Source organism: Mesorhizobium sp. M7A.F.Ca.AU.002.02.1.1 (assembly GCF_003998535.1).
Taxonomy (GTDB): Bacteria; Pseudomonadota; Alphaproteobacteria; order Rhizobiales; family Rhizobiaceae; genus Mesorhizobium; species Mesorhizobium ciceri.
Genome location: NZ_RZPB01000870.1, coordinates 1 through 2275, shown reverse-complemented (window position 1 = coordinate 2275; position 2275 = coordinate 1). Strand labels below are relative to the sequence as shown.

Below are 2275 nucleotides of genomic sequence, written 5' to 3'. Positions count from 1 at the left end.
GTGCTGATCCTGTCGGGCGGCGAGACAACCGTGACGCTGCGCGCAAAAGGCAAGGGCGGCCGCAATTCGGAATTCCTGCTCGCCTTCGCCATCGGCATCAATGGCGTCGACGGTATCAATGCGCTGGCCGCCGACACTGACGGCATCGACGGTTCGGAAAACAATGCCGGTGCCTTTGCCGATGCTTCGACCGTGTCGCGCATGCGCGCTGCCGGGGTGGACGCCAAGGCTATGCTTGCCGGCAACAATGCCTGGACGGCCTTCAACGCGGTTGACGATCTCTTCGTACCCGGCCCGACCGGTACGAATGTCAACGATCTCAGGGCAATTCTGATCAGGTAGCCGCAGCAATTCCAGGAAGGTTTTCTGTCCGGAATCGCGCAAAACAGACAATCAGGCGGCCATCAGCCGCTTCACCAGCTTCATGTCCTGCAGGAACCGTTCGCGTTCAGCCTCCTTGTCCGCGGGTTCGCGGATGCGCAGGATGAAGGAGGGATGGATGGTGATGAACACGCGCAATCCGTCCTCGCGCTCGATCACTTGTCCGCGCATCTTTGTCACCGGAATCGCCTTGCCGAGCAGCGACATCGCCGCTGTCGCGCCGAGTGCCACGGCGAGGTTCGGCTTGATCAGCTCGAATTCTTGGTCGATCCACCAGCGGCAGGCCTGAATCTCACCGGAATTCGGTTTGGAGTGGATGCGGCGCTTGCCGCGCGGCTCGAACTTGAAGTGCTTGACCGCGTTGGTGACATAGACCTTTTGCCGGTCGACACCGGCATCGTCCAGGATCGCATCGAACACCTTGCCGGCCGGACCCACGAAAGGTTTGCCGGCGAGGTCCTCCTGATCCCCCGGCTGTTCGCCGACGAAGATCACCTTGGCATTGTCAGGGCCTTCACCGAAGACGGTCTGCGTCGCGTCGCGCCACAGCGGGCAGCGGCGGCAGCCTTTCGCTGCCTCGCGCAATTCCGGAATCGTGCTTGCATCATCTTCCGGTGCTTCGACGGGCTGCTTCGGCCAATGCCGTGCCTGCACCTTTGCGTGGTGCGGCGCGGGTGTTGTCGGCATCTTCGCAATCATGTCCTTGGCGGCCTTGTCCGCTCCTGCGATCATGTCTGGAATGAGCGAGGCCTCGGGAAGGTTCCGCCAATATTTCTTCGGCATCTCCTTCTGCATGGTTTTCACCTTCAATCGCGCCGGGTTGAAGATGTTCTCGAAATAGGTGCGCCAGAGCGCCTCGGTATCGTCCTGATCAGGCGCATCGCCCTTGGCCGCGCCCGGCCCGATCGCCAGCCTTTCGCCATCCCAGTCGGCAGAGGCATAAGGGGTCAGGATCGTCCAGCGCATGCCGGTGAAACGTCTGACGAAGAAATCGGCGTTGCGCTCGACGATGAAATGATCCGGCTCGAACCAGGCGACATAGCGCTCATCGGCACCGTCGCCGATTTTCCGGAAACGTACGAAGGCGTGCATCTTGTGGCTGTCGCGCCGCACCGCCTTCTCCATGGCCTCGAGCCGCCTGGTGTCGGAATCCGACGCGATTTCCAGCAGTTTAGCTTCGTCGCGCAATCGCCACAGCATTCGGTAGAGAAAGGCAAACCGGCCGGGATCGGAATGGCAGAACGCCGTTTCGGCATGCCCGAGGAAGTCGCGCGGCACGACGAGTTGCGCGCCCGCAGGCACTTCAGGCAATTGTGCCTGATCAGAGCCTGGCGCGACATGCCAGTCGACGTCCTCGGGCCTGACCTCATTCAAGGCCAGCCGCCGTGCCGCGTCACGCCAGCCGGCAAAATCCGTCTCGCTGTCGAGCCGAACTCTGTATCTGGCGAGATCGAGTTCCGCCGGCCGCATGATCAGAACAACGATAATTGTTCGCAGGAGTGGACGATCCTGTCGCGCAGGCCGGCCTTGTCGGTCAGCGCACCAGGCGACCAGCCTTCGGCGATGATGAAGGGCCTGAGCTTGGCGATCGACTGGCAGAACCGCCCGACATCCTCGAGCCGCATGCGCCGGTGCCGGCGCGTCTCCAAAATCTTCGCCACCACCTTGGTGCCGAGACCCGGCACCCGCAGCAGCGCTTCGCGGTCGGCGCGATTGATGTCGACGGGAAACTGCCCCCGGTTGCGCAGTGCCCAGCCCAGCTTCGGGTCGATGGCGAGATCGAGCATGCCGTCGCTGCTGCCGGCGAGGATTTCCGGTTGCGAAAAGCCGTAAACCGCATCAGCCAGTCGGCCTGATAAAGCCGGTGCTCACGCATCAGCGGCGGCTTCTGCAG

2 protein-coding genes and 1 pseudogene are annotated in these 2275 nt (G+C 62.5%); 1 reads left to right on the top strand and 2 read right to left on the bottom strand.

Features of this window, described 5'->3' with window-relative positions; all coding sequences use genetic code 11:
- The coding region (locus EN879_RS32605; protein WP_281034621.1) for an MOFRL family protein at window positions 1-342 on the top strand (342 nt) is incomplete at its 5' end.
- 51 nt (window positions 343-393) lie between these two features.
- Here the strand turns inward: EN879_RS32605 and EN879_RS32600 are convergent.
- Together EN879_RS32600 and EN879_RS32595 are read right to left on the bottom strand one after the other, a co-directional pair.
- Entirely contained in the window at window positions 394-1851 is a 1458-nt protein-coding gene (locus tag EN879_RS32600) for a UdgX family uracil-DNA binding protein (protein ID WP_063169829.1), read from the bottom strand.
- Window positions 1852-1853: 2 nt separating this feature from the next.
- Window positions 1854-2275, bottom strand: a pseudogene (locus EN879_RS32595) (radical SAM protein); the annotation flags it as partial.

Excerpts from the sequence above, each read along its gene's own strand:
- EN879_RS32600 (WP_063169829.1), bottom strand. The coding sequence starts at position 1,851 with ATGCGGCCGGCGGAACTCGATCTCGCCAGATACAGAGTTCGGCTCGAC.